The sequence below is a fragment of the Donghicola sp. XS_ASV15 genome (assembly GCF_041224595.1).
GTDB lineage: Bacteria > Pseudomonadota > Alphaproteobacteria > Rhodobacterales > Rhodobacteraceae > Donghicola.
The window spans coordinates 1-6025 of record NZ_JBGFGN010000144.1 but is presented as its reverse complement, the minus strand read 5'-3'; the positions used below and the strand labels follow the sequence as shown (position 1 = coordinate 6025).

Here is a 6025-nt window from a genome sequence, read left to right as displayed (position 1 = left end):
CCTCACAGAATTGGCCTGACGGCCAATGCGCCTTGGACCGGGCTTGCTATATGAGGGCCGCACGCTCCAAGGCGCTCGCCCCAAACTGGCCGACTTTTGCTCCGCCACAATGGCCGAATTTTACTCCGCCGTTGACACTTTTCGTCGTGTCCAGCAATGCAGCGATGAAGTCCTTTTGCTCAATGCTGATTTGGGTTTCTTCCCGCATCGACACACCAACAGGTCCGCCCAACAAGTCACCTTCCAGCGAAAGAACTGCCAGCGTGCCGGACTCGATCTCTGCGCCGACAACGCCGTGAGAGATAAACCAGACAACATCAGAGCGCTCGACCACCTGCCGACCAAAGGCCAGTGATACGTTTTCGAATGCTGGTGTCACATTCGTCAAACCGATCGAGTGCAAATAGGCGCGAACAGAGGGCGCAATCACAGCTCCTGATGGGGGCAACATCAGCGGATAGGCTCCGATTTCTTCTAGGTCCCACTCGCGGCCCATCAACGGGTGATCTGGCCGAACCACTGGAACGACCTTTTCTGAATAGAGTTGCCGAAAGTTGAGTCCCTCGACGGCCCCTGCGGGCGGCATCCGCCCGACGACCATATCCACGGCACCCTCTCGAAGTTGCGAGAGAAGCATCCAGTTGGGTCCTGTTGTTACCCGCAGCAGGCATTCCGGGTGGGAATGGCGGAATTTGAGTGCGGCTTCGGGCAGCAAGAAGGTCGCGGCCGTCGGTAGCGCACCAACAGAGAGACGAGATGGCGCGCGTGGGGCGTCACGCACCATATCCTGCGCGCGCTGCAGATCAATCATCGCCGCGCCGGTGTGTTGCTGAAACACCTTGCCAGCGGCGGTCAACGCCAGCCGTCGTCCACTGCGATCAAAAAGTGGCACCCCGAGGATGTCCTCAAGTTCCTTGATTGTCTTTGATGCCGCGGGTTGGCTGACATTCAAGGTATTTGCGGCGGCAGACAGACTGCCAAGTCGGGCTGTTTCCAGAAAGCAGCGCAGATGCCGCATCCGGATGTGTGGGTCAATCATTTCATAACTCATAGGTTATGTGTATTTTCTCGATTTATAATTTTCATAGAGGACTTGTCATGTCAAACACCAGCGCAGGGAGACTCACATGCAGACAGTTTTGTTCGATCAAATGATGGTTCACTTCCGTGACGAAGGTCCTCGGGATGGCCGTGTGGTAATGTTTGGCAACTCGCTCGGAACCGATCTTCGGGTCTGGGACATCTTGTTGCCCTTGCTGCCCGAAGGTCTGCGCATCGTGCGTTTCGACAAGCCTGGCCATGGCCTCAGCGATTGCCCCGAAGCTCCCTATGCCATGGACGAATTGGTCCGTGATGCAGAGAACCTTGCCGAGCATCTGGGGCTGAAAGACATCACCTTTGTCGGGCTGTCGATTGGCGGTTTGATCGGGCAGGGCTTTGCGGCCAAGCGTCCCGATCTGGTCAAAGCCTTGGTCCTGATGGACACTGCAGCCCAGATCGGCACCGACGAGATGTGGAACACCCGCGTGAACGCAGTCCGCAAGGGCGGCATTGAATCGCTGGCCGACCCCATTCTGGAACGCTGGTTCGCGCCGACCTATCGCAACGGTCAGCCATCGCAGATGGCCGCATGGCGCAACATGCTGTGCCGCACCCCCGCCGAGGGCTACATCGGTTGCTGTCAGGCGATCGCTGCGGCGGACCTGACCGAAGGCACCCGCGCGCTGACTCTGCCCGTGATGGCAATGGCAGGCGATCAGGACGGCAGCACACCCCCCGCGCTGGTTCAGGCTACGGCGGAACTCTGCAACGCCCCGTTCCACATAATCGAAGACGCGGGCCACTTGCCCTGTGTCGAGCAGCCCGAAGTGGTTGCGAAACTTATCAACGAATTCCTGGAGGCCACAGCCTGATGTCCGACCGTTTTGACACCGGCATGAAAACCCGTCGCGAAGTTCTGGGCGATGCCCACGTAGACCGCGCCGAGGCCAACAAAACCGATTTCGATCTCGCCTTTCAAACCCTGATCACCGAGGGCGCGTGGGGGACCGTCTGGTCTTCTGACGGCATCAGCCGCCGCGAACGCTCGATGATCACGCTGGCCCTCTTGGCCGCGACTGGAAACTTCGAAGAGATCCCCATGCATATCCGGGCCACTGCCCGTACCGGCGCAAGCAAGCGCGACGTTCTGGAGGCTTTCCAGCATGTTGCCATCTACGCCGGGGTCCCACGCGCGAACCATGCCTTGAAATTGGCGAAAGCCACCTATGCCGAAATGGAGGCGGCATCTGATGACTGATTTAGGCCCGCTTATTCCGCGGAATCGCGAAGCGCACCCAGACGCATACGATCCTGCATATAAAACTTCTGTTGCCCGTTCCCCCTACCTGCCATTGCTATCGATGGAATCCGGCCTCTCCGAGGAAACCGGTCCCACCTTTGGTCACAGCAAGCTCGGGGCACTCGACAACAACCTGATCCTGAACTGGACCAAGGGCGCTGCCCCCGCTGTGGGCGAACGCATCCTGATGCACGGCCGTGTGGTTGATGAAAACAACCGCGCTGTGCCGAACACGCTGGTCGAGATATGGCAGGCGAATGCCGGTGGTCGCTATCGCCACAAGAAAGACACCTATCTGGCGCCGTTGGACCCGAATTTTGGTGGCTGCGGTCGGACGATCACCGACGAAAACGGCTACTACCAGTTCCTGACCATTCGCCCCGGTGCCTATCCTTGGCCGAACCGTGGCAATGACTGGCGCCCGATGCACATCCACATCTCGGTCTACGGCCACAGCTTTGGCCAGCGCCTGATTTCGCAGATGTATTTTGAGGGTGATCCGCTGATCAACCATTGCCCGATTGCTGCGACCATCAAGAACCGCAGCCAGCTGGACCGTCTGGTCGCGCCGCTGGATCTGGCAAACTCGCGTCCGCTGGACTTCCTGGCCTACAAGTTTGACATCGTTCTGCGCGGCCGCCGCCAGACCATGTTCGAAAACAAGCTGGAGGGGATGTAAGATGGTACAGAAACTGGACACTCTGGTAGAGACTCCGTCGCAGACCGCTGGACCCTACGTCCACATCGGTTTGATGCCCACCTATGCGGGCAACGCGGGTTATTACGACGAAGAAATCGGCACCAGCCCCATCGCCGACAGCGCCAAGGGCGAAGTGATCGAGATCGTGGGTTCTGTCTTTGACGGCACCGGTTGGGCCATGCGCGACGCGCTGCTGGAAAGCTGGCAGCCCGACGCGGCTGGCAATTTCCCCGGCCAAGAAGGTGCAGACCCCGCTGTGACCGGCCACTGCCGCTTTGCGGCTGATGCCGACACTGGCGAGTTCACCCTGCGCACTGTCAAGCCGGGCAAGGTAGCTCAGCGCGGTGGCGGTTTCGCGGCACCCCACATCTCGGTGTGGATTTGCGCACGCGGCATCAACATAGGCCTGCAAACCCGCATCTACTTCGAGGATGAGGACAACAGCACCGACCCGCTTCTGGCCCGCATCGAGCAGCGTCCCCGTGTGGACACGCTAATCGCCAAGAAAATCGGCGAGGGCAAGTACCGCTTCGACGTCCGCCTCCAGGGCGAAGGCGAGACGGTTTTCCTCGACATCTAAGTTATTCGGGGCGTCCATCCGTGGGCGCCCCTCAGTATGAAAGACGCGAACATGACCAAACCCTGCATTATCTGTGTGGCGATCACTGGCTCGCTGCCGACCAAAGAGAACAACCCCGCAGTGCCGATCACTGTGGAAGAGCAGATCGAAAGCACCCAAGAGGCGTTTGAGGCTGGCGCAACCATCGCTCACTGCCACGTGCGTGACGACGAAGGCAAACCGACCTCGGATCCCGAACGTTTCGGCCGCCTGAAAGAAGGTCTGGAAAAGCATTGCCCCGGCATGATCGTGCAGCTGTCGACCGGTGGCCGTTCCGGCGCGGGCCAGACCCGTGGCGGTATGCTGCCCCTGTCGCCCGACATGGCATCGCTGTCGGTTGGGTCGAACAACTTCCCCACTCGCGTCTACGAGAACCCGCCGGAGCTGGTCGATTGGCTGGCTTCTGAGATGGTGAAATACGGCGTGAAGCCCGAGATCGAGGCGTTCGACCTGAGCCACATCCTCAAGGCCGCCGACATGTTCAAAAAGGGTGAGATCGCGGAAACGCCTTATGTGCAGTTCGTGATGGGCGTGAAGAACGCGATGCCCGTGGATCGCGATGTCTTTGATTACTATATCAAAACCGTGCACCGCCTGTTCGGCGAGGATGCCAACTGGTGCGCCGCCGGTATCGGTGCCCACCAGATCACCCTGAACGACTGGGCTGTGTCGTCTGGTGGTCACGCCCGCACCGGTCTGGAAGACAACGTGCGCATTGATCGTGACACACTGGCGCCCTCGAATGCGGCACTGGTGCAGCGCGTTGTGGATCTGTGTGACAAGTACGAGCGCCCTGTTGCTACATGGCAGCAGGCCCGCGAAATGCTGAACCTGAAAGTACCTGCAGTCGCATGACACCGACCCCTTTGACTGGCGCCGTGATGGCGCCGCTCTATGGCGATCAACAGGCCACCGCCCTTCTGTCAGAAGAGGCGGTCGCCGCGCATATGGTTGCCTTTGAGATCGCCTTAGCCCGCGCGACCGAGGCGGCTGGCCTGACTGAAACCGGCAGCGCCGATGCGATTGCTGCCGCACTGGACGGGTTCGATGCGGACTTGGCTGGACTGGGGGAGGGGACCGCTTCGGCGGGTGTTCCCGTGCCAGCTCTGGTTGCCCAACTGCGTGCCGCGTGCGGCGAGGCAGGGCAGGCCTTGCACTGGGGCGCGACCTCGCAAGACGTGGTGGACACCGCGACCATGATGGCCGTACGTGATGTTCTGGACCTGTATGCAGATCGCGTGTCCGCGCTGATTGGTGCATTGGAACAGCAGTCCGAGGCATTTGGCGATGTGGTCATGGGCGGGCGCACCCGTTCGCAAGTGGCGACCCCGATCACCTTTGGCATGCGGATCGCTACGTGGGCGGCACCGCTGATCGCGCTGGAGGCAGAGCTACCCGCGCTGAAGGCCCGTATCGCACGGGTCCAGTTCGGAGGAGCCGCAGGCAACAATCTGGCGGTGGCGCCCTATGGCGCAGACATCGCAGAGACGTTGGCGTCTGAATTGGGCCTAGGTGCGACAGTCCAGTGGCACGGCGACCGCAGCACGGTCATGGCCGTGGGCGCTTGGGTGGGCCGCGTGACTTCAGCCTTGGCCAAGATGGCAAGCGACCTGATCCTGATGGGCCGGTCCGAAGCCGCCGAGGGCAAGGCAGGCAAGGGCGGCGGATCGTCGACCATGCCTCAGAAGTCCAATCCCGTCGCGTCCGAGGCGATCGTCACGCTGAACGCCTATGTCACCGCGCTGAACCCCATGCTCGCCATGGCGGCCAGCCCCGCAGAAGAGCGGGACGGCGGCCGTTGGGCGATGGAATGGTTCGCCCTGCCGCAAATCCTGATCGCAGGCGCGGCTGCCCTGCGTCACGGGGCGGATCTGGCCGCGACCCTGCAAGCCTTCCCCGAGAATATGGCGCGGATGCTGGACGCAAATGGCGGCGCGATCATGTCCGAGGCTGCCAGCTTTGCCCTTGCCGCGCATATGCCGCGAGCCGAGGCGCAGACGCTGGTGAAGGATGCTCTGAAACTGGTGAACGGGCAGGGCAAAACCCTGACCGAAGCCCTGTCCGAAATCGGGCCCGACGGGATCGACTGGGTGCAAATCCTTGATCCACGCCAGGCCATCGCGCCGTCGCAGGCGCAGGCAAAGGCGATCTTTGCCAATCGAACCAACTCTTTGGAGGAGACAAAATGAACAAAGTGTATGGCAGCGCGTCGGAGGCCTTGGATGGCCTGCTGCGCGACGACATGCTGATCGCGGCAGGGGGCTTTGGCCTGTGCGGGATTCCCGAACTGCTGATTGATGCGATCGTGGAAAGCGGGGTCAAAGGTCTGACCGTTGCGTCGAACAACGCCGGTGTGGATGGCTTT

General features: G+C 60.9%; 8 protein-coding genes. 7 read left to right on the top strand and 1 reads right to left on the bottom strand.

The features are described 5' to 3' along the window. Positions 1–46: 46 nt before the first annotated feature. Positions 47–1039 (bottom strand): LysR substrate-binding domain-containing protein, encoded by a 993-nt coding sequence (locus AB9K37_RS11885; protein WP_369838867.1) that lies wholly within the window; start codon positions 1037–1039, stop codon positions 47–49. An 88-nt stretch (positions 1040–1127) separates the two neighbouring features. Here AB9K37_RS11885 and pcaD point away from each other — a divergent pair, with 88 nt between their 5' ends. From pcaD to AB9K37_RS11850, 7 genes are all read left to right on the top strand, one after another. Further along, positions 1128–1913: a 3-oxoadipate enol-lactonase gene (gene pcaD / locus AB9K37_RS11880; protein ID WP_369838865.1), complete on the top strand. Its 786-nt coding sequence runs from the start codon at positions 1128–1130 to the stop codon at positions 1911–1913. Next, positions 1913–2299 carry a 4-carboxymuconolactone decarboxylase gene (gene pcaC, locus AB9K37_RS11875; RefSeq protein ID WP_369838862.1) on the top strand — a complete coding sequence of 129 codons (387 nt, stop codon included), beginning with the start codon at positions 1913–1915 and terminating at the stop codon, positions 2297–2299. The genes pcaD and pcaC overlap by 1 nt, the downstream gene beginning before the upstream one ends. Further along, entirely contained in the window at positions 2292–3020 is a 729-nt protein-coding gene (pcaH, locus tag AB9K37_RS11870) for a protocatechuate 3,4-dioxygenase subunit beta (RefSeq protein WP_369838859.1), read from the top strand. Before pcaC ends, pcaH begins: the two co-directional genes overlap by 8 nt. A 1-nt stretch (position 3021) precedes the next feature. Beyond that, positions 3022–3621, top strand: coding sequence for a protocatechuate 3,4-dioxygenase subunit alpha (gene pcaG, locus AB9K37_RS11865; RefSeq protein ID WP_369838857.1), 600 nt, complete (start codon positions 3022–3024; stop codon positions 3619–3621). Positions 3622–3672: 51 nt separating this feature from the next. Beyond that, positions 3673–4515: a 3-keto-5-aminohexanoate cleavage protein gene (locus AB9K37_RS11860; protein ID WP_369838854.1), complete on the top strand. Its 843-nt coding sequence runs from the start codon at positions 3673–3675 to the stop codon at positions 4513–4515. Then, entirely contained in the window at positions 4512–5849 is a 1338-nt protein-coding gene (locus AB9K37_RS11855) for a lyase family protein (protein ID WP_369838852.1), read from the top strand. The genes AB9K37_RS11860 and AB9K37_RS11855 overlap by 4 nt, the downstream gene beginning before the upstream one ends. Beyond that, positions 5846–6025 (top strand): CoA-transferase (locus tag AB9K37_RS11850; RefSeq protein ID WP_369838849.1); only part of this gene is annotated, 180 nt, incomplete at its 3' end. The genes AB9K37_RS11855 and AB9K37_RS11850, both read left to right, overlap by 4 nt.